This window comes from Thiobacillus sp., assembly GCF_024708915.1.
In genome coordinates this window covers 1-23162 of the sequence record NZ_JANJXQ010000004.1, presented here as the reverse complement: position 1 = coordinate 23162, position 23162 = coordinate 1, and the positions used below count along the sequence as shown (strand labels likewise).

Below are 23162 nucleotides of genomic sequence, written 5' to 3'. Positions count from 1 at the left end.
CGGTCGAGAAAGCGGCTCATGCGGCCGATCGCCTCGATCAGGCCTTCTTCGTGCGGCAGGAACGCCACCCGGATGTGATCCGGATGCGGCCAGTTGAAACCGGTTCCCTGCACCACCAGCACACGCTCCTCATCCAGCAGGTCGAGGATGAATTTCTGGTCGTCGTGGATGCGGTAGTACTTGGGGTCGAGCCGCGGGAACAGGTACAGCGCCGCCTTCGGCTTGAAGCAGCTGACGCCGGGAATCAGGGTCAGCAGTTCGTGCGCCAGGTCGCGCTGACGGGCCAACCGGCCGCCCGGCGCGACCAGGTCGTTGATGCTCTGGTAGCCGCCAAGCGCGGTCTGGATCGCGTATTGCCCCGGCACGTTGGAGCACAGGCGCATCGACGCCAGCATGTTGAGGCCTTCCAGATAGTCCTTGGCGTGGCGTTTGTCGCCCGACACGATCAGCCAGCCGGAGCGGTAGCCGCAGGCGCGGTAGTTTTTCGACAGCCCGTTGAAGGTGACGATCAGCACGTCCTCGGCCAGCGAGGCGATCGAGGTGTGCACTACGCCGTCGTAAAGCACCTTGTCGTAGATCTCGTCGGCGTACACGATCAACTGGTGCTGGCGTGCGATTTCCAGTAGCTCCAGCAGCAGTTCGGTCGGATACAGCGCACCGGTGGGGTTGTTCGGATTGATGATGACGATGGCGCGCGTATGCGGCGTGATCTTGGCGCGGATGTCGTCGAGATCGGGCAGCCAGCCGGCGCCCTCGTCGCACAGGTAGTGCCGCGGCTTGCCGCCGCCCAGGCTTACTGCTGCGGTCCACAAGGGGTAGTCCGGCGCCGGCACCAGCACCTCGTCGCCGTTGTTCAAGAGCGCCTGCATCGCCATCACGATCAGTTCGGAGGCGCCGTTGCCGACGATGATGTCGTCGATGGTCACCCCGGCGATGCCTTTGCGCTGGGTCTCGTGCATGATCGCCTTGCGCGCCGAAAACAGCCCCTTGGAGTCGCTGTAGCCCGACGCGTTCGGCAGGTTGACGATCACGTCCTGGACGATTTCCTCGGGCGCCTCGAAGCCGAACGGCGCCGGATTGCCGATGTTCAGCTTGATGATGCGCTGGCCCTCCTCCTCCATCTGCCGTGCGCGCGCCAGTACCGGGCCGCGGATGTCGTAGCAGACGTTGTCCAGCTTGGACGATTTACGAATGGTGCGTAAGCATGGCTTGGTGTCTGCCGTCACAACGAATCCTTGTCAACCTGCGTAAAATCAAGGCAACAAATCAAAGTAAAACAATGCCTTGGAAAAAACGCGATTTTACCGGAGCCGCCCTGCCCCGGCAAACGCCGCGGCCGGGCGGCAAAAAGCCGGCCCCCCTTGAATCTGCTATGGTTTCGTCATGAAACTGCATCTCAATACCGCCCCGAACCAGCTGCTGTTCACCGGCTATGCGGCCAGCCACGTGCTGATTGGCGGCACCCGCCACGATACGAGCCTGTTGCTCAGCGCTGGCGGTGTCGAGGTGGCGCCCTGGGCGGGGCTGGATTTTACGGCGCTCACGGCGGCGCACTTTGCCTGGATCGCCGAGCACCCCGTCGACATCGTGCTGCTCGGCACCGGCACCCGGCTGCGTTTCCCCCGCCCTGCGCTCACCCGCCCCCTGCTGGACGCCCGTATCGGGCTGGAAGTCATGGACCTCGGCGCGCTCTGCCGCACCTACAACATCCTGATCGCCGAAGGCCGCAACGTGGGCGCAGCGGTGCTGATCGACCCCGATTAGCCCGATTCCCGCGAACGCCTATTCCGGCATCATCTGCGCAAAGCTGGCGATGGCGGTGAATTCGCCGCAGTCCTTGTGCGGCTGTTTCGAATCCGGATTGCACACCGCCCGCAGGTGGGCGATGCCGTAGGCCTGCGCACTCCGCAGCACCGGCAGGCTGTCGTCGACGAACAGGGTGCGCGCCTTGTCGTACGGTTCGACCGTCTGCAAGCCCTGCCAGAAATCCGGATGCTCCTTCGGCAGGCCGACCTGATGGGAAGAGATCAGCGCATCGAACCAGGCATCGATGCGGGTTTCGCGCATTTTCAGGCCGAGGCTCTTGGGATGCGCGTTGGTCACCATCACCACCCGGCGCCCCGACGCGCGCAGCGCCTGCAGGAATGCCGGTACGTCCGGACGCACGGCGATCAGGTGCGCGACCTCTTCCTTCAGCTGCACGATGTCGAGCGCAAGCTCACTGCTCCAGAAATCCAGGCAATACCAGTTGAGGGTTCCGCTGTGGCGTTCGTAATGCGCGGCGAGTCGGGCGCGCGCCACTTCCGGCGCCAGGCCGTGGTATTCGGCATAACGGCGCGGCATGTGCTCCAGCCAGAAATGGTTGTCGAAATGGAGATCCAGCAGCGTGCCGTCCATGTCGAGGAAGACGCTATGTATCTGCTGCCAATCGATCATTGCAGCGCCTCCCCATGCGCCGGCGGCGGTCGCTGCCGTTTCCGGATTAAAACAGCTCGTCCTTGGATACGCCGCGCCGCCGCAGCAGCTGCCGCAGCACGCGCAGGGATTCCATCTGGATCTGGCGCACGCGCTCGCGCGTCACCTGCAGTTCGAGCGCCAGATCTTCCAGCGTGCAGGCTTCGCAGTTGTTGAGGCCGAAGCGCCGCTCGATCACCCAGCGCTGCTTGTCGTTGAGCTGGGTCAGCCATTCGTGGACATGGTGTTCGATTTCTTCGATCTGCAGCATTTCGTCCGGCAGATGAACATTGTCGTCGGCGATCGTTTCACCCAGCGACAGCGTGGGGTCGACGTCGAGCGGCGCATCGAGCGATGCCACTCTTTCATTCAGCCGCATGATGCGGCGCACGTTTTCGACCGGATGACCGGTCAGCGCGGCGATATCGTCCGAGGTGGCATCGGTCACGCCGTGGGTTTCCAGATGCCGCTTGGCGCGCAGGTAGACGTTGAGTTCCTTGATGATGTGCACCGGCAGGCGGATGGTGCGCGACTGGTTCATGATCGCGCGCTCGATGTTCTGGCGGATCCACCAGGTGGCATAGGTCGAGAAGCGGAAACCGCGCTCGGGGTCGAATTTTTCCAGCGCGTGGATAAGGCCTAGATTGCCTTCTTCCACCAGGTCGAGCAGTGTCAGGCCGCGGTTGGCGTAATGCTTGGCGATGTTGACCACCAGCCGCAGGTTGCGCTCGATCATGGTCTGCCGCGCTTCGAAGTCGCCCAGCACGGTACGCCGCGCCAGCGCGACCTCCTCCGCCGCGGTCAGCAGCGGCGCCTGGCCGATTTCGTTGAGATAGAGCTGGGTGACGTCGACCTGCGGCTCGTCGAGGATGGCCGACGCCAGTTCCTCGCTGCTGTCCGCTGCCGGCTGCTCCGTTTCGGCATCGCCTGGCGTCAGGTCCTCGGATTCGTCACTGGTTTGACGGCTCATGAACGCTCCGGAAGATAGTTCAGTGGATCGAGTGGCTTGCCGTAACGGCGGATTTCAAAATGCAGTTTAACCCGATCGGCGTCGCTGTCGCCCATCAGCGCGATTTTTTGCCCGGCGCTCACGCTGTCGCCCTCCTTCACCAGGATCGCTTCGTTGTGTGCATAGGCGGAGAGGAACTCGCCCGCATGCTTGACGATCAGCAGACGCCCGTAGCCGCGCAGGCCGCTGCCGCTGTATACCACCTTGCCGGGCGCCACCGCTTTCACCGGTGCGTTGCGTTGCCCGACGATGTCGATGCCCTTGCCGCCCGCCGCGCCAAAGCGCCCTGCCAGCGTGCCGTCGACCGGCCACAGCCAGCTGTCGACTGCCGCGTTGGCAGCGGGAGGCGGGGCGGGGGGCGGCGCGGCGGCGGGCGCCACGGCCGGAGTGGGCTTGGCCACGGCAGGCGCGGCCGACACCTGCGCCCAGTTGGCCTCGGAATAGGCCAGCAACACGGCTTGCGGCTCACGCTGCAAAGTCGGCTCGACCAGCGGGCGCGCGCTCGGCGCGGGCACGTCGTCGAGCGGTTTGATTTCGACCGCGCCCGGCGGCGGCGTCAGCCGCAGCACCTGGCCCACCAGGATGCGGTCGGGCGACTCAAGCCGGTTCCAGTCGGCGACTTCGCGGTAATCCAGGCTGTTGGCAAACGCAATGGCATACAGCGTATCGCCGCGCTGCACCGTATGTAGGCCGTTGGCGGACGGCACGATCTGCTGTGCCGGGGCAGGTTTGGCCGTGGCGGGCGGCATGCTGGCGACGCGCGCTGGCGTCCGTTCGCTCACCGGCGCCGGCGTGTGCGAGGCGCAACCCGCCATTCCCAGCAGCAGTCCGCCCAGCCATGCGGCCCTCACGCCGCCACGGGTGGCCATCCCGATCACGCCACCCCCGGCAGCAAGGGGACGAATTTCACGCCTTCGAGCCGGCGCTCGGTGAACTGATCGCCCTGGCGCTCGAACACGCACAGCGTCTGCGTGGCATTGCCGAGCGGCATCACCAGGCGTCCGCCATCGCCCAGCTGGGCCAGCAGGCCATGCGGCACCTCGGCAAACGCGGCCGCGATCACGATGGCGTCGAACGGTGCAAAATCCTTCGCCCCCGCCATGCCGTCACCGTGCTTGGGCTTGACGTTGTTGACCCGCAGTTCACGCAGGCGCTGGCGGGTTTTGCCGACCAGCGCGGCGATGCGCTCCAGCGACACCACTTCGCGCGCCAGCCTGCCCAGCACGGCTGCCTGATAGCCGCAGCCCAGCCCGATTTCCAGCACGCGGCCCAGTTCATGGCCCTGGCTCGCCTCACCGTGGCGTGCCAGTTCGGCCATGCGCGCCACGATGTAGGGATTGGAAATGGTCTGTCCGAAGCCGATCGGCAGCGCTGTGTCCTCGTAGGCGCGCGACTCCAGCGCCTGGTCGACGAACAGATGGCGCGGCACCGTGCCCATCGCCGCCAGCACGATCTCGTCCTTGATGCCCTGCTCGCGCAGGCGCTCGACCATGCGGCCGCGCGTGCGCGCCGAAGTCATGCCGATGCCGGCGCGCAGGTTCAGGGATTCAGCCATACGCTTACGCTGTCCATCTGGCTGAAACGGGTCAGGTCCATTTGCAGCGGGGTGATCGAAACGAAGCCGTTGGCAACGGCATGAAAATCGGTGCCTTCGCCCGCATCCTGCGCGCCTCCCGACGCGCCCACCCAGTACACGGTCTGTCCGCGCGGGTTGGTGGTTTTCACCACCGGCTCGGCCTTGTGGCGCTTGCCCAGCCGGGTCACGCGGATGCCGCCGAGATCGGCCCGGGCGCGATCCGGCACATTGACGTTGAGCAGCATCGGCTCGGTCGGCGGCTGCGCCTGGATACGCTGCACCAGTTCGACCACCACGCGCGCGGCGGTATCGAAGTGCTGCGCGTTGTGGTTGGCGAGCGATACCGCAATCGACGGGACACCCAGCAGATAGCCTTCGGTGGCGGCGGCGACGGTGCCGGAATAGATGGTGTCGTCGCCCATGTTGGCACCATGGTTGATGCCGGAAATCACTATGTCAGGCAGATGGTCGAGCATGCCGGTGACGGCCAGATGAACGCAGTCGGTCGGGGTGCCGTTGACGTAGTAAAAGCCGCCGGGCTCCTGCCGCAACATCAGCGGGCGATCGAGCGTCAGCGAATTGGACGCGCCGCTGCGATCGCGTTCGGGCGCCACCACGGTGATGTCGGCCAGGGGAGCGAGCGCCCGCGCCAGGGCGGCAAGGCCGGGGGCGAAGTAACCGTCATCATTGGAAAGCAGGATGCGCATCAGCGGCCCCCAGCACTATCTATCGTCGAAAACACGGGCTGCATGAGAACAAGCAGGGGATGAAACATGCCCGGATTCTATCATCGCCGCTTGATGGATTCAGTCGTATTCCAGGCTGTAAAACGCGTCGAAGCTGCTTTGCTGCCCGGCCTGCGCCTCCAGCCGCACGTGCGGCGTCAGCTGGTACAGCACCTTGACCACCTGGCTCAGCCCGTCCAGGCTCTGCTCGTAGCTCAGCATGGCGCGCGACGAGAGGCGCTTGCCGACACTGACCACGCTGCCGGCGAAATCTTCGCCGCTGCCGGCGCGCACGTCGAAACTGTCGATGCCCAGCGCGTCGGCCAGTTTTGACTGAAAGTTTACCGATTCGGCCTGGCTCAGCAGCGCACCGGCCGCAACCTGCAGCAGCACGAATTCCTGCTGCCCGCTGTTTTCCAGGCCGTGCCCCAGCACCAGCCAGGCGAGCTTTTCGGTGTCGGGCAGAACCGGATCGGAATACAGCTTCACCACCGGGCGCTGCACCGTGCCGCTGACCTGCACGCCGGCCTTGACGCGCGGGTTCTTGCGCACCGCCAGCACGTCCAGCCCGGGGTTGTCGATCGGCCCGGCAAAGCGCAGCACCCCGCGCTCGATCTCCAGCGTCTGCGCATAGGCCGCGTAGCGCCCTTCTTCCACCTGGATCGTGCCTTCGCCGCGCAGCACCTGCGAGGGAAACGCCGCCTGACGCCCGCCCTGCGGGCGATCCTGGCGCGGTGCCTGGCTTACGGTGAACACGCGCAACCGGCCGCCCAGCCGCGCATCGAGCCCGCCGCCCTTGAACAGGAAATCGTCGCCCAGCCTGAGCGTCAGATCGAGCGCCAGCGGGAAGCGCTGCGCGACCGGCTTTTCACGCGGCGACTGGCCGATGACGACGACATCGGCCGACAATACGGGCCGGCTCGCCTCCGGCATTTCCAGCCGGGCGCGGTCGGCGGTGAGTTCGCCGGTGAGGTGCAGGCGCTGCGGGTCGAGATTGAGACGGGTCGTGCCGGACACGCTCACGCGGCGGTCGCTGCGATTGGTGGCGGCAAATTTCTCGAAGACCAGCGTGAGGCCAGCCTGCGGGTTTTTCAGCTGCGCTTCGCCGCTCACCACGATGCGTCCGCTCTGGCCTTTCAGCTCGCCCTGCTGCACCCGCACCCGGTCGCCGGCGAGCAGCAGTTGCAGCGTGCCGTCGGTGATGGCGATGCCTTCTTCCGGCATCGCAAAGCGGATCGCGCTGGCATCGATCAGGCCGTCGATGCGCGGCGCCGCCAGGCTGCCGCTGCCCGCGAGTTGCGCGGCCAGACGCGCATCCAGCCGGATGCCGACTGGCAGGAAAGGCCTGGCCAGACGCAGGTCGGGCACGTTGAGCGTGGCCGTCCATGCCAGCGGCGCGCTGCGCAACAAGCTGAAGGCGGCGCCCGTGCGTTCGAGCGTGGCGCGCCCTTCGGCACGCACCTGTCCGGCCTCGCGGGTATCGGCTTCGAGGCGGGCGGTGACGCGGCTGGCGTCGGCACGAAAATTCAGCGCGAGCGCGGTCAGTCCCAGATTCATCGCCGGCTCGGTCAGGTGCACATCGCCGCTCTGGCGCAGCAGGCGCGCCTGGCCATCGAGCGTAGTGCCCAGGCGCAGGCTCCAGTCGCCATTCACCCGCAGGTCGGTGGTGAACGGCAACGGCTTTTCCAGCAGGCCGAGCACGGGCGTCAGCGGCAGGTTGACCAGGCTTCCGCGCGTGGCCAGCTGCGCGCCCTGACGGTCGATCTGCACCACGTTGACTTGTCCGCCCGCCAGCGCCAGCACCAGATCGTTTATCTGCTGCCGTTCGCGCGACAGCGTCAGCGCAGCGGGCGCGCTCAGCCGCATCGGCCAGGCGCCCTCCACCTCGGCCCGGTTCAACTGCCCGCGCCACGACATCTGCGTGGCGTCCAGTCCGCCGGCGAGACTCGCCGTCACCCGCCAGGCAGGCAGGCGGGCGTCGAGCGACAGCGTGTGCGCGTTGCGGCGGCCTTGCAGGTCTGCCTGGATGGCACTCAGGCGCTGCCCGGCCAGGCGCACCCCGCGTGCGTCGAGCCGGCCGTTGAACGCGCCGGCCGCAGCCGCCTGCAGTTCGAGCTGCAGATCCAGGCTATCGGCCGCGATGTCGCCCGGCAGGCGCAGGCCGCTGGCCGCCACCTTCGCGTCAATCTGCAACTGGGCAGGGTCGCCGCCGGCACTGCCCGTGCTGGTCAGCCGCCCGGCCAGTCCCAGGTTCAGCCGCGCCAGCGCGGGCGCGTCGACGTCCCACCGCAGGCGGTCGCCGGCACGGCCATAGGCGCCCGTCAGCTGCGCCCGGTTGCCGGCGATATCGAGATCGATATCGGCGTCGGTCAGATGCCGGTTTTCGTAGCGCAAGCGCCCCTGCCCGCGGACCGGTCGGCCCTCGAGTTCGCCCGGCGGCAGGGTGAATTGCGTCTGCATCCGCAGGTCGGGCAGCAGCGCGCCGCTCACCTGGCCGCGCGCGTTGAGCCGCGCGCGCGGAAACCGTCCGAAGCGTGCTGGATTGATCTGCGTGGCGTCGAATTCGGCGGAAAACGCGCGGCTGGCGTCGAGCTGCAGCATGCCTTTCGCCGTCAGCCGACCGGCCTGGCCGCTGAAATTCGCCGCTTCCAGCCGCAAGCCCGAATCGGCATGGCTCAGCGTGAAACGTCCTTGCCCCCAGGCTTCGTCCACCTCGGCGTCGAGCGTCTGGCGCGCGGCATCGCCGGCCAGTTGCAGCGTCGTGCGCAGGCGCGTGGCGTAGAGATCGCGGTGCAGGCCAGCCAGATCGAGGCGCGGGCTGGCGAGATCGAGCGCAAAGCGGCCATTGCGCCACTGGCCTATTCCCGTGAGTTGCCCGGCTGCACCCAGATCGATCGCCAGCACGCTGAAATCCGCATCGGTCATGTCGCCCGCCACCGCCCCGGTCAGGTTGGCCAGCGGCAGCCGGTGCTGGTCGAGCCGGCCGGCCAGCCGGTTGGTCAGGCTGAAGGTGCCGAGCAGGCGCTCGCCGGCACGCCCCTCGAATACCCCGGAAAACGCCAGATCGGCAGCCGGCGCGTCCGTCACGAACAGCCGCGGGTCGATCCCCTGCCCGCTCACCAGCAATCTGGGCAGGCGCACGCGCGCGAACGGCGCGGCTTCGCCGCTGGCCATCATGCGCATGCTTTCCGCTTCGGCATCGAGCCTGAATTGCAATGCTGCCAGGGTGCCGGCCAGACCGAGCCGGGCCGTTATCGGCACCGGTTCATTGCGCACGGCGTCGATGCGCCCCTGCAAGGCAAATGGCGCATCCTTGCCGATCTCGACTTGTCCCTGCAGCCCGGCCCACGGCGAGGTTACGCTTGCCTGGGTCAGGCGATAGCGCTGGCCGTCGTCGTCGAGCCGCCCGCGCAGCGCACCGAACGTCAGGCGTGCACCGGCATCGACGATCTCCAACTGTGCCAGGTCGAATGTGCGCACCTGCACATCGAGCGGCAGGCGCAGGCTGCGCGGCAATTGTGGCGGCGTGGGGTCGGGCTTCAGGATCGTCACCCGCGCACTGCGCGCCGCCAGCAGGTCGACATCGAGCCGGCGCTGCCACAGCGCGCGCGGCTGCCATTCGAGGCGGATAGCCTCGATTTCGATGCGCCGGGCGGCGGTGGCGATCGTCAGTTTGCGGATGCCGAGCGGCACACCGAGATGGCCCTCGACGCCTTCGATCTGCACCCGGCCGCCGCTCAAGCTCGCCGCTGTTCCGCTCAGCCAGCGGAACCCGGTGGCCGTGCCCGCCAGAAAGGCGCCCGCCGCGAGCAGCAGGCCCAGCAGTGCAAACAGGCCCAGCAGCCACCGGGCGGCGCGCCTCAAAACGATACTCCGAGCGAGAAATGCAGACGGAATTTGGCGGTGGCTTCGCCATAGGCGAGGTCGAGATTCACCGGCCCGACCGGGGAGCGATAGCGCACGCCCGTGCCGTAGCCGAACACCGGCGACAGGGCGCCCGGGCTGTCGGCCGCGTCGCCGGCATCGACGAACAGCGCCATGCCCCAGTCACGGTTGAAAAAATAGTTGTATTCGACACTGCCGGTGGCGAGATAGCGCACCGATGCCACCCCGCCGGTGAGCGTGCGGCCCAGGCTCTGATAGGCATAGCCGCGCACCGAATTGTCGCCGCCGGCACGGAACAGGAAATCGGTGGGGATGCCGTCGCGGGTGTCCGCCAGCACGCTGCCGAATTCGCCGCGCAGGATCAGCCGGCCACTGCTGCCGGCGCGGAAATACTGGGTATGGCGGCCGTACAGCCGGACGAAGTCGGTGTCCGACAGCAAGGCCTCGGCCGCTCCGCCGCCCTGCAGGCTCAGCACGTAGCCGCGCCGCGGATAGAACGCGCGTCCGACCGTGCGCTTTGTCCACGCATAGTTGGCCACCAGCGCCTGGTTGCGCACGTCCAGCACGTCGGCAATGCTCTGCTGTTCGGTCTGGTATTGCAGCGACAGGGTCGATTCGATCTGCCCGCGCGTGCGGCCGCGCTTGGCCGCCAATACCGTGGAACGGGTTTCCTGCCCCTTGATGTCTTCCTGCTTGAGCTGCACGCCGAGGCTGTGTTCGTAGCCTTTGGTCGTGCGCGGCCAGGCCAGTTCCGCCGCCCCGGTCTGGCGCATGGTTTCCAGGCGCGCATCGAGCTTGAGACGCATGCCGCGGTCCAGGATGTCGCGATCCAGCCACGACGCCTGCACCCGCGCGCCGGTATCGGTACTGACACCGGCCCCCACGCTGAACAGCTTCTGCGGCCGCTCCACCACCTCGACCCGGAGCGGCACCGCCGCCGCCAGCGCCGGATCGGGCTCGATGTGTACCGTGGCCTGCGCATAATAGCCGCTGGATTCGAGCGCCATCTGATAGTCCAGCAGATCCTGCTGGCGAACCGGCTTGCCGGGCTTGACCGGATTGAGGTTGCGGATGATCGACTCGGGATAGCGCTGGCTGCCGCTGATGGCCGGCTGGCCGTAGAAGAAGGCAGGCCCGCTGTCGACCGTCAGGGTCAGGTCCGCCGCCTGTGCGGCGGGATCGATGCGCGCCTCGCTCGACTCGATCTGCGCCGCCGGATAGGCGCCCGCCAGCAGGGGCCGCAGCACCGCCAGCTTGGCCGCCTCCCAGTCCGCCTGGCGAAACGGCATGCCCTGCTTCAACGTAAAGCTGCGTTCGATGCGCCCTCGCAGGCTGGCCGCATCAAGCCGCGTTTTCAAGGCGCCGCCGAAGGCCAGCTTCACGCTGCGCACCCGCGTGCGCGCACCGGGGTCAACCCGGTAAGTTACCCGCCAGTCGCCGCCCGAGCGTTCCACCACGCTGTCCACCCGCGGCGAAAAATAGCCTTCGGTCGCCAAGAGGTCGCGCGCCGTCAGCTCGCTCTGCCGCTGCAGCCGCGCGACTTCCTCGGCATCGGGCTTTTCGCCCGAGCGTGCCGCCCGTGCCGTTTCCAGATGCTGCGTCAGGAGTGCCTTGAGTTCATCGGGAGCCTGCACCTCCACCGTTAGCGCGTAGGCCGGCAGCGCGGCGAGCGCGGCAAGGAAGAGCAAGGTTTTGCAAAAGCGAGCAGGCAAGACGATCCACGCGGAAGAAGAGGTCAGTCCATTCTAGGGGGTGGGTTGGGATCGGGCAAAAGCTGTGGGGGAGGCGGACTGCCAGCAGAGGGATAGAAACTATGTGGCCGTTACCGGCCAATTCCAGACGGTCTCACTGATCGCCATGACCGTCATGGTTATCAGCCAGAAGCGGACAACCAGGGTGGCAACCGTGAAGGTGGCGGGCGTGCGGAACACGCCCCCATTACATGTCGGTCACGAGGCGATAGCCCACTCCGGACTCAGTGCGAATGTGGCGAGGCTGGGCCGGGTTCTCCTCCAGCTTGCGGCGCAGGCCCGTCATGTAGACGCGCAGGTAGTGGGTGTCCTCGGCGTGGCTGGGACCCCAGACTTCGCGCAGCAGTTGCCGGTGGGTGAGCACTCGGCCGGTATTGGCGATGAGCAGGGCCAGCAACCGGTATTCGATGGGAGTGAGGTGGATTTCTGCGCCGTCCCGGGTAACCTGGCGGCGAGCCAGATCCACTGCGACTTCGCCGAAGATAACTAGCGGCCCTTCGCTGCCGGCCATCCGCGTGCGGCGCAGCAGCGCGCGTACGCGTGCCAGCAGTTCCGCCACGCCGAATGGCTTGGTCAGATAGTCGTCCGCACCCGCGTCGAGGGCAGCCACCTTGTCGGTTTCGTCGACCCGGGCCGACAGGATGAGGATGGGGACAGCGGACCAGTTGCGCAGATCGTGCACCACGTCGACGCCGTCCCGGTCCGGCAGGCCAAGGTCGAGGATGACCAGGTCGGGCTTACGCGTGCCTGCCTCGATCAGGCCCCGCTCTCCAGTGGCGGCCTCCACCACGTGGCAGCCCTCGGCTTCCAGCGCAGTACGGACGAAGCGGCGGATCTGCGGCTCGTCCTCGATGACGACCACAGTGGGCGAAGCGGCGTGCGGGGTGTCCATCAGGTTCAGGTCTCCGGGGGAACGACAGGCGGCTCGCCGACGGGCAGGGTGATGACGAAGCGGGCGCCGCCTTGCGGACGGTTCTCGCCCCTGACCGTTCCTTTATGCGCTTCGACGATGGCGCGCACGATGGCGAGGCCGAGGCCGACGCCCGCCACGGCGGATTCGTCGTGGCCACGGGTGAATTTCTCGAACAGGCTGTCCTCGCGGCCGGGCGGCAGCCCGGGTCCGTTGTCAGCGACGGTGATGGTGACGCGATCGCCCTCGTTGCGGGCGCCGATCTCGATGCGGCTGCCGGCCGGCGTGTATTTCGCAGCGTTCTCCAGCAGGTTGCAGAACACCCGCTCCATCAGCACGCTGTCGAATGCCAGCAGCGGCAGGTCCGCCGGCAGGTCGACGACCACCTCGTGACGCGCCAGCGGAACGGCCAGGGTCTGCAGCGAAGCGCCCACGACTTCCTCCAGTGGCTGCCATTCACGCTTGATCTGGACCTGGCCTTCCTGCAGGCGCGCCATGTCCATCAGGTTACTCACCAGGATGCTGGTGCGCAGCGACTCGGCGCGGATCGCCTGGGCGATCTCCGCCTGCGCTGCGGGCAAGGGCGGGCCCGCCAGCGGCAGCGAATCAGCCAGGCCCGCCAGTACGGTCAGCGGCGTGCGCAGATCATGCGACAGCGCGGACAACAGGCCGTTGCGCAGCCGTTCGGATTCCATCCGCACCAGGGCATCCTGCGCGACTTCCACGAAATGCACCCGCTCTAGGGCCAGCGCAATCTGGCCGGCCAGGGTTTCCAGCATGCGCGCCTGTTCCGGCAGAAACAGCAGTCGCTTCTGGCTCGGCTCCAGGGCCAGTACGCCGCGCGTGCGCATGGGTGCTTTCAGCGGCAGGTAGTACATGGGTGCGCCGGCCAGACTCTGAGTGCCCATGCCGGCAGGCTGCTGATGGTCGTAGACCCACTGGGCGATAGCCGGGTCCAGGGGCAGGTCCTTGTGCTCGGGCAACGGAGAAGTCGAATACAGTTTTTCCTGGGCGTCCGGCAGTAGGAAGCAGACCTTCGCCTGAAACAGGCTTTCCAGATGGTGCCTCGCCGTTTCGACGATCTGCTCCGCCATCAGGGCGCCGGCCAGCTCCTTGCCCAGTTCGTTGAGCGCCCGCGTGCGGCGCTCCCGGTACATGGCGATGCGCGCCTGGTAGCGCAGATTGGCGGCGAGAGTGCTGATGGTCAGCGCCACCGCCAGCATAATGAAGAAGGTCAGCAGATAACGGGTGTCGGCGACGGTAAACGATAGCGCAGGCGGAACGAAAAAAAAGTCGAAGGCCAGCACGCTGAACACCGATCCCAGGATGGCCGGCCCCCGCCCGTAGCGCGCTGCCACCCAGACCACCCCCACCAGGTAGAACATGATCAGGTTGGCCAGATCGAAATAGGGCAACACCAGCTTGGCCAACACGGTGGTCAGGGCACAGATGCCTCCGGCCCAGGCATAGCCTTGCAGCTTCCGCCCAGGCGCCGGTTCCAGCTCCAGATCGAGTGGCATCGCGACCACCTCGCCAGCGGGTGCCGCCTCCTCCTCGTGGGCCACCACGTAGACATCCACATCGCGGGCCAATGCGGAAAGACGATCCGACAGGGGCGCGCGCAGCATCCGCGACAGCCCGGTGCGCAAACTCTTGCCCACCACCAACTTTGAGACGTTGCGGCTGATGGCATAGGCCAGCAGGGTCTGGGTGTCTTCCTGGCCGGCCAGGGTAGCGGTCTCCGCGCCCAATTCTCGGGCCAAGGCAAGCGTCCTGAGTATCTTGTCGCGGTTGGCCTCGGACAGGCGCTGCAGCGCCGGCGTCTCGACGTAGACGGCGATCCAGTCAGCATGAAGGTTTCCTGCAAGCCGGGCCGCAGCGCGCACCAGGCGGTCGCCGCCGGCGCCCGGGCCGACGCAGACCAGCAGCCTTTCCTTGGTCTGCCACACCGTCTCGATGGCCCGGTCGGCTCGGTATTCCCGCATCTGCGCATCCACCCGGTCGGCGGTGCGGCGCAGCGCCAGTTCGCGCAGGGCGATCAGGTTACCCTTGCGGAAGAAGTTGCGGACGGCGCGCTCGGCCTGTTGCGGCAGGTAGACCTTGCCTTCCTTCATCCGCTGCAGCAGTTCGTCCGGCGGCAGGTCCACCAGGGCGACCTCGTCGGCCTGCTCGAACACCCTGTCCGGCAGGGTCTCGCGTACCTGGATGCCGGTGATGCCGCCGACGATGTCGTTGAGGCTTTCCAGATGCTGCACGTTCACCGTGGTCCAGACGTCGATGCCTGCCGCCAGCAGTTCCTCGACGTCCTGCCAGCGCTTGGGATGGCGCGAGCCGGCGACGTTGGAATGCGCCAGTTCGTCCACCAGGATGAGCGCGGGTTTGCGGGCAAGCGCCGCATCCAGGTCGAACTCGCGGAGTTCCTTCCCCTGATAGGCCACGAGCTTGGGCGGCAGCAGCTCCAGGCCTTCCACCAGGCGCGCGGTTTCGGAACGCCCATGCGTCTCCACCACCCCCACCACCACCTCGGCACCCTGCTCGTGCAGCGCGCGCGCCGCACTCAGCATGCCGTAGGTCTTGCCCACGCCGGGGCAGGCGCCGAAGAAGACCCTCAGTTTTCCCTTCTTCGCACGCTCGGCTTCGGCCTCGATGCGGGCGAGCAGCGCGTCGGGATCGGGGCGGTTGTCTTGGTCGATGTCAGGCATGGGCTCAGTGTACTTTCAGCGCCTGTCTGGCGCACGCAGTGAATAGGCTGCAAGCAGTTGCTTGCGCATGCGGCGGCGTTCCGACTCGCACTCGGAGGAACAGGTGAACTGACGCCCCCAGGCCACCGAGTGGCGAGCCGGGTTCACCGCGTGCGTCCTGCCGCAGACCGGGCAAATATGGAGAACCTCTTCGGCTCCATTGTCAGATGGCACGTTCGGCATAACGTGCGAGATCCGATGCGGCACTCGGGGTTGGCGTGGAAACCAGAAACACCTCTCGGCCATGCGGTGCGCCGGCAGCGAGCGCCAGGCCGATGGCTGCGGCTCCTGCCGAGGCCACAGCCAGCCGCAAGGGCGCCTGCCAGTCGGCCAGATAGCCGAGCAGGGCCATGGTGCCAAGGGGGCTGGCAGGGAAACAGTCGCGTGCAATTTCACGACCGTTCACGCGCGCTGCCACCCGGATGTCTTCCCCGACCAGGACGATACCGACACACACCTTGTCGGTCATCGCAGACTTTTCTTCACGTCGCATGATGTTCATGCCACCTCCTGTAATTGCAATGAGTGTCAGCCTAGCGGCCGACACATCAAGGTGCTGCAAAGATTGGAGGCCCGAACATTAAGAATCGAGAAGGCGGTTCAGAACGTCTTGCTGACGGAAACGATCAACCGACCTTTCTTGACGTCCTCACCCTTGATGCGTCCCTGTTCGGCATCGGAAAGGTCGGTGTCGGTGTAGGCCAGGCCGAAATTGAAGCCGCCGAACTCCTTGCCGAGGCCGACCTTCCAATCGGTGTAATCGACTGCGCTACCCGTGGCGGCGGTGACCCCGTAGTGCAGGCTCAGCATCACCTTGGCGGGCAGCTCGTAGTTGTAGCTGGCGTCCCAGTAGATGGTGCCGTCTGAGTTGGCAACACCAAAATAGTCGTCCAGGTTGTAGGAGGCCTTCAGACCGAAGCCTTTGTAGGTGATGCCGGCGTAGGCTTCCAGGGTGTTGAAATGGGTAGCGCCGGGGTAGTAGTACTGCAGCAGACCGACGTTGTAGCCCAGGTCGTCGCCGACCTTGCCGGCATAGCCGCCGTAGATGTCCCATTCCATGTTGCTGGTGCCCGTGCCGCCGCCGGGGATGGCGGTTTCCGTGTACATCGCCTCGGTCACGTTGGAGGCCCATGTGCCCAGGTAAACGCCACTCGCATGGGCATAGTCGAAGCCGCCCTGGAGGGCGGGATCGCCCGCAGTCTGCGAGACGCCACGGAAGGCGTAGTCGGAATAGAGGCCCAGGTTGCCGCTGAAGGTGTGGGGGCTGTCCTCGGCAAGCGCCGGCAGGGACGCCATGGCGGCCAGCAGGATGAGGGGGCGGAATGTGGTTGGGCGCGACAATTTCATTTACTTGATTTCCTTTTGTGTTTCCTGGAGGGCTTGTTAGCCAATCTGTTCACAACAACCCATGCAAAAAGCAAAGGGACTACGAGTACGGCGATCGCCATCACAAAGTTCTGGAAATTCCATGGCAGGCTCATGACTTGGCCAGACGGTCCAGGGCCAGATTCAGCGTCAGCACATTGACCCGTGGCTCGCCCAACAGGCCAAGCTGGCGGCCCTCGGTGTGGGCGTCGATGAGCTTCGCCACCTCGGCTTCGCTGAGGCCGCGCAGGCGGGCAATGCGGGGTGCCTGCCAGCGGGCGGCGGCGGGGCTGATGTGGGGATCGAGGCCGCTGCCCGAGGCGGTGACCAGGTCCACCGGGATCGGCGCCGTCTGGGTCGGGTCTGACGCCTTGAGCGCATCAATCCGCGCCTTGACCGCTTCTTCCAGCGTCGGGTTCAGCGGGCCCAGGTTGGAGCCGGTGGAGGCGCCGCCGTTGTAGGGCACAGGGCCGGTGGCCGAGGGGCGGGACCAGAAGTGCTTGGGGTCGGAGAACGGCTGGCCGACGAGGGCTGAGCCGACGACCTTGCCGTCCTGCTTGATCAGACTGCCGTTCGCCTCGCCGGGAAACAGGGTCTGGGCCAGCCCCGTGACCAGGGCCGGGTAGAGCGCCCCGGTGAGCACGGTGAGCAGGACGAGCAGCAGGGCGGCGGGTTTGAGTTCCTTGAGCATGGTGTCTCCTTAAGCCAGGTTGAGGCCGACCAGAATCAGGTCGATGGCCTTGATGCCGATGAAGGGCACGATGAGGCCGCCCAGGCCATAGACCAGCAGGTTGCGCTGCAGGATGGCGCCGGCGCCGAGCGGGCGGTACTTCACGCCTTTCAGCGCCAGCGGGATCAGCGCGACGATGACCAGCGCGTTGAAGATCACCGCCGACAGGATCGCGCTTGCGGGCGTCGCCAGTCCCATCACGTTGAGGGCGTCGAGCGCAGGGTAGGTGGTGGCGAAGGCGGCCGGGATGATGGCGAAGTACTTGGCGACGTCGTTGGCGATCGAGAAGGTGGTGAGCGAGCCGCGCGTCACCAGCATCTGCTTGCCGGTCTCCACCACCTCGATCAGCTTGGTGGGATTGGAGTCGAGGTCGACCATGTTGCCGGCCTCTTTGGCCGCCTGGGTGCCGGTGTTCATCGCCACCGCAACGTCAGCCTGAGCCAAGGCGGGCGCATCGTTGGTGCCGTCACCGGTCATCGCCACCAGTCGGCCTTCGGCCTGGTATTCGCGGATCAGCTTCAGCTTGGCCTCCGGCGTCGCCTCGGCCAGGAAATCGTCCACTCCCGCCTCGGCGGCGATGGCGGCGGCGGTGAGGCGGTTGTCGCCGGTGATCATCACGGTCTTGATGCCCATGCGGCGCATTTCGGCGAAACGCTCCTTGATGCCGCCCTTGACGATGTCCTTGAGTTCCACAACGCCCAGCACGCGGGCCTGGCCGCCGGCGAATTCCGCCACCACCAGCGGGGTCGCTCCGCGCTTGGAGACATGCTCGACAATGACCTCCACCTCCGGCGGGAAGTGGCCGCCTTTTTCGGCGACGTAGGCGCGCACAGCATCGCCAGCACCCTTGCGGATCTCGCGGCCGTCGAGGTCGACGCCGCTCATGCGGGTCTGCGCGGCGAAGTGCACGAAGTGGGCGCCCAATTCTTGCACATCGCGGCCACGCAGGCCGAACTTCTGCTTGGCCAGCACCACGATGCTGCGGCCCTCCGGCGTTTCGTCGGCGAGCGAGGCGAGCTGGGCGGCATCAGCCAGTTCCCGCTCTGTTACCCCGGAGGCATGCAGAAAATTGCTGGCCTGGCGGTTGCCCAGGGTGATGGTGCCGGTCTTGTCGAGCAGCAGCACATCGACGTCGCCGGCCGCTTCCACCGCACGGCCCGAGGTGGCGATGACGTTCTTCGCCATCATGCGGCCCATGCCGGCCACGCCGATGGCTGACAGGAGGCCGCCGATGGTGGTGGGGATGAGGCAGACCAGCAGGGCGACCAGCACGGTCACGCTGACCGGCACGCCGGCACCGGCCGCACTCACGCTGAACAGCGAGAACGGCAGCAGGGTCGCGGTGGCGAGCAGGAACACCAGGGTCAGCGCCACCAAGAGGATGGTCAGCGCGATCTCGTTGGGCGTCTTCTGGCGCTTGGCGCCCTCCACCATGGCGATCATGCGGTCGAGGAAGGTCTCGCCGGGATTGACGGCGATACGCACCACCAGCCAGTCAGACAGCACCCGGGTGCCGCCGGTGACGGCGGAGAAATCGCCGCCCGCCTCGCGGATCACCGGAGCCGATTCACCGGTGATGGCCGACTCGTCAACCGAGGCGACGCCTTCGATCACCTCGCCGTCGCCGGGGATGAGCTCGCCGGCAGTGACCAGCACGAAATCGCCCTTGCGCAAATCCTCCGAGTTGACCACATGGATGATGGCGTCGTGGCCCGGCTCTTTCAGTTTTTTGGCCAGCACGGCCTTCTTCATGCCTTTCAGCGCCGCCGCCTGGGCCTTGCCGCGGCCTTCCGCCACCGCCTCAGCGAAATTGGCGAACAGCACGGTGAACCACAGCCACAGCGTGATGGCGAGGATGAAGCCGGCGGGGGCTTCGCCCTGACCTGTCAGCGCCTGGACGAACAGGCCGCTGGTCAGCAGGCTGCCCAGCCAGACCACGAACATCACCGGGTTCTTCACCTGATGGCGGGGCGACAGGCGCTTCACCGCGTCCCAGGCCGCCACCTTCAACAGGGCGGCGTCGTAGAGCGTTTGTGTTTTATGCATGGCGAATTCCTTATTTGACCGAGATCATCTGCAGGTGCTCGACCACCGGACCCAAAGCCAGGGCCGGCACGAAGGTGAGCGCCCCGACGACGATCACGGTGCCGATCAGCAGGAGCACGAACAGCGGGGTATGGGTGGGCAGGGTGCCCGCCGAAGCCGGCACGATCTTCTTGGCCGCCAGCGAGCCGGCGATGGCCAGCACCGGGATGGCCAGCCAGTAGCGCGACAGCAGCATGGCGAAGCCCAGCATGGTGTTGTAGAAAGGCGTGTTGGCGGCGAGGCCGCCGAACGCGCTGCCGTTGTTGTTGCCGGCCGACGAGAAGGCATACAGGACCTCGGAGAAGCCGTGTGCGCCGGGGTTGAAGATGCCGGCACGGCCAACCTCCAGGCTCACGGCAAGAGCAGTGCCGGCCAGCACCGCCAGCGGCGGCACCAGGATGGCGACCGCGGCCATCTTCACCTCGAAGGACTCGATCTTCTTGCCCAGGTACTCGGGCGTGCGGCCGATCATCAGGCCGGCGACGAACACGCCGATCAACGCGAACACGATCATGCCGTAGAGGCCCGAACCGGCGCCGCCGAAGATTACTTCGCCGAGCTGCATCAGCCACATCGGCACCATGCCGCCGATCGGGGTGAAGGAATCATGCATGGCGTTCACCGAGCCGTTGGAGGCGGCGGTGGTGGCGGTGGCCCACAGGGCAGAGTTGGCGATGCCGAAGCGGGTCTCCTTGCCTTCCATGTTGCCGCCCGCCTGGACGTCGGATGCCTCAGTGGCCAGCCCCAGACGCTCGAACAGCGGATTGCCGGACTGCTCGGCGGCTGCCGCCACCCCCAGCAAGGCGGTGAACACCACGGTCATCGCGGCGAGAATGGCCCCGCCCTGGCGCATGTCGCCGACGAAGCGGCCGAAGGTGAAGCACAGGGCGGCCGGGATGATCAGGATGGCCAGCACTTCCAGGAAGTTGGCAAGCGGCGTCGGGTTTTCCAGCGGGTGCGCGGAGTTGACGTTGAAGAAGCCGCCGCCGTTGGTGCCGAGCTGCTTGATGGCGATCTGCGAGGCGGCCGGGCCGACGGCGATGGTCTGTTCGGTGACGGCAACCTGCTCCATCACCGGCTGACCTTGGGCATCCACGACGGGCTCACCATCCGCGCCGGTCTTCGCCTGCTCGTAGCTCACCGACTCGACGAATTGCGCCTTCTGGTAGGGTGAGAAGGTCTGCACCACGCCCTGGCTGACCAGCGCCACCGACAGGACGAGCGAGAGCGGCAGCAGGATGTAGAGCGTGGAGCGCACCATGTCGACCCAGAAGTTGCCGACGCCACCTGCTTCCTTGCGCGTGAAGCCGCGCATCAGGGCGACCAGCACGGCCATGCCGGTGGCCGCAGAAACGAAGTTCTGTACCGCCAGTCCGGCCATCTGGGTCAGATAGCTCATGGTGGTCTCGCCGCCATAACTCTGCCAGTTGGTGTTGGTGGCGAAGCTCACCGCCGTGTTGAAGGCGAGATCGGTCGTGGTGTTGGCCAGGCCCTCGGGGTTGAGGGGCAGCCAGACTTGCAGCCGCTGCAGGGCGTAGACGACCAGAAAGCCCATGAGGTTGAAGGCGATCATCGCGAAGGCGTAGCGGGTCCACGGCATATCGTCGCCCGGCTTGACGCCGCAGACGCGATAGAAGGCGTTTTCCACCGGCTTGAGCCAGCGCACGAAACCGGGCAGCTCGTCCCGATAGACGCGGGCCATGTAGACGCCCAGCGGCCACGCCAGGCCGATCAGGGCGATCAGGTACAGCCCCAATTGCATGTAGCCATTGGCAGTCATGAAAAGTCCTCCGGGTAGAACAGCACGGCCAGCAGGTAGGCGAAAATGCCTACCGCGGCGACCAGGGCGATGAGGTAGAGAATATTCATCAGCGTCTTCTCAGCCCGTCGAAGATGGACACGAGGACAGCCGTGAGGACGAAGAAGCCTACGCCCAGGGCGATGTAAAGCAGATCCATGGCATTTCCTTCCAATGTGAACAGGAACACCACGGACTATAGGCAGGCGCTGGTAAAGATGGGGCTAAGACTGGCGGGGCAGGTGTTAAGAAAGCATAAAGCTGCAGGGATAACTGCACTAGACAGCCAGAAGTGGTTTCAGACTGCGTGGTTGACCAATAAGGACAGCTTGCCGTTCAGCTAACACTTCCCCTTGCCGGGTGTGTAGAGGACTTCCACCTCCAAGTCATTCCCCTGGCCACCATAGTCAGGAAAACAGCGCCAGTCACGGCGCTACGCGCCATGCCTGGCGCACCCAAAAAAAAAGAGGGCGGAAACCCCGCCCTCTCGTTCGACTTGCACGGCCTCGTCAAGCCTGCTGTATGGCCGCCTTCTCGAAACCGAATGTCCCGTTTTGCACGTCGACGCGGATGGTGTCGTTGGGCGCGAAGCGTCCGGACAGGATTTCCTTCGCCAGCGGGTTTTCGAGTTCGCTCTGGATCGCCCGCTTGAGCGGCCGCGCGCCGTAGATCGGGTCGAATCCGGCCTTGGCGATTTCGGCCAGCGCGGCGTCGCTGACGTCGAGCTTCATTTCCATCTGCGCCAGGCGTTTCTCCAGCGCCTGCAGCTGGATGCGCGCGATGCTGGCGATATGCGATTCGGAGAGCGCATGGAACACGACGACCTCGTCGATGCGGTTGATGAACTCGGGGCGGAAGTAGGACTTCACTTCGCCCAGCACGGCGAGCTTCACCACCTGATAGTCGTCACCCGCCATCTGCTGGATCATCTGGCTGCCGAGGTTGGACGTCATCACGATCACGGTGTTGCGGAAGTCGACGGTGCGGCCCTGGCCGTCGGTCAGACGGCCGTCGTCGAGCACCTGCAGCAGCACGTTGAAGACGTCCGGGTGCGCCTTTTCCACCTCGTCCATCAGGATGACGGAGTAAGGCTTGCGGCGCACCGCCTCGGTCAGATAGCCGCCTTCCTCGTAGCCGACGTAGCCGGGCGGCGCGCCGATGAGGCGCGCGACCGAATGTTTCTCCATGAATTCGCTCATGTCGATGCGGACCATATGGTCGGCGGAATCGAACAGGTATTCGGCGAGCGTCTTGCACAGCTCGGTCTTGCCGACGCCGGTGGGGCCGAGGAACAGGAAGGAGCCGTAGGGCCGGTTCTCCTCCGACAGGCCGGCGCGCGAGCGGCGGATGGCGTCCGAGACGAGGCGCACCGCCTCGTCCTGGCCGACGACGCGCTGGTGCAGGCGCTCTTCCATCAGCAGCAACTTCTCGCGCTCGCCCTGCATCATCTTCGAGACGGGGATGCCGGTGGCGCGCGACACCACTTCGGCGATCTCCTCGGCGCCGACCTGGGTGCGCAGCAGCTTCTTCTTCGCCGTGTCCTGGGGACTGACTTTCTCGGCGGCCTTCAGCTGGGCTTCCAGCTGCGGCAGCTTGCCGTACTGCAGCTCCGCCACCTTCTCCAGCCTGCCCTCGCGCTGCAGTTTGGCGATCTCGGCGCGGACGCGGTCGATCTCTTCCTTGATGTGGGCCGAGCCCTGCACCTGGGCCTTCTCCGCCTTCCAGACTTCCTCGAGGTCGGAGTACTCCTTCTCCAGTTTATTGATCTCGTCCTCGATCAGCGCCATGCGCTTGCGCGAGGCCTCGTCCTTCTCCTTGCGCACCGCCTCGCGCTCGATCTTCAGCTGGATCAGGCGGCGGTCGAGCTTGTCCATGACCTCCGGCTTGGAATCGATCTCCATCTTGATGCGCGCGGCGGCCTCGTCGATGAGGTCGATGGCCTTGTCGGGCAGGAAGCGGTCGGTGATGTAGCGGTGCGACAGCTCGGCTGCGGCAACGATCGCCGGGTCGGTGATGTCGACGCCGTGGTGGATCTCGTACTTCTCCTGCAGGCCGCGCAGGATGGCGATGGTCGCCTCCACGGTCGGTTCGTCGACCAGCACCTTCTGGAAGCGGCGCTCGAGCGCGGCATCC

The 23162-nt window shown here is 66.2% G+C and carries 18 protein-coding genes; 1 reads left to right on the top strand and 17 read right to left on the bottom strand.

Annotated features, from left to right (window positions below; translation table 11 throughout):
- Positions 1–1226, bottom strand: a 1226-nt coding sequence (locus tag Q0L94_RS00635) for a pyridoxal phosphate-dependent aminotransferase (protein WP_296749107.1), incomplete at its 3' end; no start/stop codon positions are given.
- Between the two features lie 157 nt (positions 1227–1383).
- Here Q0L94_RS00635 and Q0L94_RS00630 point away from each other — a divergent pair.
- Positions 1384–1764, top strand: a complete 381-nt coding sequence (locus tag Q0L94_RS00630; protein ID WP_296749105.1) for an Mth938-like domain-containing protein — start codon at positions 1384–1386, stop codon at positions 1762–1764.
- 18 nt (positions 1765–1782) lie between these two features.
- Here Q0L94_RS00630 and yrfG read toward each other — a convergent pair whose 3' ends face one another.
- From yrfG to Q0L94_RS00550, 16 genes are all read right to left on the bottom strand, one after another.
- On the bottom strand, positions 1783–2436 hold the full coding sequence (yrfG, locus tag Q0L94_RS00625; protein WP_296749104.1) for a GMP/IMP nucleotidase: 654 nt from the start codon (positions 2434–2436) through the stop codon (positions 1783–1785).
- A 46-nt stretch (positions 2437–2482) separates the two neighbouring features.
- Complete coding sequence (gene rpoS / locus Q0L94_RS00620) at positions 2483–3424, bottom strand: RNA polymerase sigma factor RpoS (protein ID WP_296749102.1); 942 nt, start codon at positions 3422–3424, stop codon at positions 2483–2485.
- Complete coding sequence (locus Q0L94_RS00615) at positions 3421–4332, bottom strand: peptidoglycan DD-metalloendopeptidase family protein (protein WP_296749100.1); 912 nt, start codon at positions 4330–4332, stop codon at positions 3421–3423. Before Q0L94_RS00615 ends, rpoS begins: the two co-directional genes overlap by 4 nt.
- A 5-nt stretch (positions 4333–4337) precedes the next feature.
- Positions 4338–5018 (bottom strand): protein-L-isoaspartate(D-aspartate) O-methyltransferase, encoded by a 681-nt coding sequence (locus Q0L94_RS00610; RefSeq protein WP_296749098.1) that lies wholly within the window; start codon positions 5016–5018, stop codon positions 4338–4340.
- Complete coding sequence (surE, locus tag Q0L94_RS00605) at positions 5003–5746, bottom strand: 5'/3'-nucleotidase SurE (protein ID WP_296749096.1); 744 nt, start codon at positions 5744–5746, stop codon at positions 5003–5005. Before surE ends, Q0L94_RS00610 begins: the two co-directional genes overlap by 16 nt.
- Before the next feature lie 99 nt (positions 5747–5845).
- Entirely contained in the window at positions 5846–9628 is a 3783-nt protein-coding gene (locus Q0L94_RS00600; protein WP_296749094.1) for a translocation/assembly module TamB domain-containing protein, read from the bottom strand.
- Positions 9625–11337, bottom strand: a complete 1713-nt coding sequence (locus Q0L94_RS00595; RefSeq protein ID WP_296749092.1) for an autotransporter assembly complex family protein — start codon at positions 11335–11337, stop codon at positions 9625–9627. The genes Q0L94_RS00600 and Q0L94_RS00595 overlap by 4 nt, the downstream gene beginning before the upstream one ends.
- Positions 11338–11587: 250 nt before the next feature.
- Positions 11588–12292 (bottom strand): two-component system response regulator KdpE, encoded by a 705-nt coding sequence (gene kdpE, locus Q0L94_RS00590; RefSeq protein WP_296749090.1) that lies wholly within the window; start codon positions 12290–12292, stop codon positions 11588–11590.
- A gap of 5 nt (positions 12293–12297) precedes the next feature.
- On the bottom strand, positions 12298–15012 hold the full coding sequence (gene kdpD / locus Q0L94_RS00585) for a two-component system sensor histidine kinase KdpD (RefSeq protein ID WP_296749088.1): 2715 nt from the start codon (positions 15010–15012) through the stop codon (positions 12298–12300).
- 202 nt (positions 15013–15214) lie between these two features.
- On the bottom strand, positions 15215–15553 hold the full coding sequence (locus Q0L94_RS00580; RefSeq protein WP_296749086.1) for a hypothetical protein: 339 nt from the start codon (positions 15551–15553) through the stop codon (positions 15215–15217).
- A 98-nt stretch (positions 15554–15651) separates the two neighbouring features.
- Positions 15652–16398, bottom strand: coding sequence for a TorF family putative porin (locus tag Q0L94_RS00575; RefSeq protein WP_296749084.1), 747 nt, complete (start codon positions 16396–16398; stop codon positions 15652–15654).
- A 130-nt stretch (positions 16399–16528) separates the two neighbouring features.
- Positions 16529–17107 (bottom strand): potassium-transporting ATPase subunit KdpC, encoded by a 579-nt coding sequence (gene kdpC / locus Q0L94_RS00570; RefSeq protein ID WP_296749082.1) that lies wholly within the window; start codon positions 17105–17107, stop codon positions 16529–16531.
- Positions 17108–17116: 9 nt separating this feature from the next.
- Positions 17117–19192, bottom strand: coding sequence for a potassium-transporting ATPase subunit KdpB (gene kdpB / locus Q0L94_RS00565; protein ID WP_296749080.1), 2076 nt, complete (start codon positions 19190–19192; stop codon positions 17117–17119).
- Positions 19193–19202: 10 nt separating this feature from the next.
- On the bottom strand, positions 19203–21011 hold the full coding sequence (gene kdpA / locus Q0L94_RS00560) for a potassium-transporting ATPase subunit KdpA (RefSeq protein WP_296749078.1): 1809 nt from the start codon (positions 21009–21011) through the stop codon (positions 19203–19205).
- On the bottom strand, positions 21008–21100 hold the full coding sequence (locus Q0L94_RS00555) for a potassium-transporting ATPase subunit F (RefSeq protein ID WP_296749077.1): 93 nt from the start codon (positions 21098–21100) through the stop codon (positions 21008–21010). Before Q0L94_RS00555 ends, kdpA begins: the two co-directional genes overlap by 4 nt.
- 438 nt (positions 21101–21538) lie before the next feature.
- Positions 21539–23162: AAA family ATPase (locus tag Q0L94_RS00550; protein ID WP_296749075.1), on the bottom strand; the 1624-nt coding region annotated here is incomplete at its 5' end.